We start from the raw sequence: 665 nt of genomic DNA on the forward strand, positions 1-665 counted from the left end.
ACCCCCACCGACCTCCACCACATGGAACAAACCGGCATCAAGCCCCTCACCAACACCGACGGCCTCGCCCTCCTCGACGCGGCGGTTGATTCGGGTGATGCTGTGCTGGTCCCGGCGCGTCTTGTCCGGAGCAGGGCCCGCCGGGTGGCGCGGGCTGCCGTTCAGGGTGGTGTCTTCAGTGCGGCGGAGCTGGCCGGGCTGGTGCGCATGCAGGCGGCAGCCGTGCTCGGGTTCTCCGACGCTTCGGCGGTCGGCCTGGGCCGCCAGTTCCAGGATCTCGGGTTCGACTCGCTGATGGCCGTCGAGTTCCGTAACCGGCTCAATGCCGCGACCGGGCTGCGGCTGCCGGCCACGCTGACCTTCGACTACCCGACCCCGGAGACGCTTGTCGCCCACCTCGTCGCCGAACTCAGCGGCACGCAGCCGGCCGAGACCACCGTCACCGCCACCACCGCGCCCAATGACGACGAACCGATCGCCATCGTCGGCATGGCCTGCCGCTACCCCGGCGGAGTGGCCACCCCGGAGGATCTGTGGCAGCTGGTCGCGGCCGGGGTTGACGCCGTCGGTGAGTTCCCGACCGACCGCGGCTGGGACCTGGAGCGGCTCTATCATCCGGACCCGGAGAGCCGTGGTACCACCTACGCCCGTCATGGTGGATTCCT

The 665-nt window shown here is 70.2% G+C and carries 1 protein-coding gene; it reads left to right on the plus strand.

From position 1 onward, the window contains the following. Positions 1-21: 21 nt before the first annotated feature. Positions 22-665 (plus strand): beta-ketoacyl synthase N-terminal-like domain-containing protein (locus tag ACLQ2N_RS35950; RefSeq protein WP_425819995.1); only part of this gene is annotated, 644 nt, incomplete at its 3' end.

The organism is Streptomyces sp. DT224, assembly GCF_049844595.1.
Classification (GTDB): domain Bacteria; phylum Actinomycetota; class Actinomycetes; order Streptomycetales; family Streptomycetaceae; genus Streptomyces.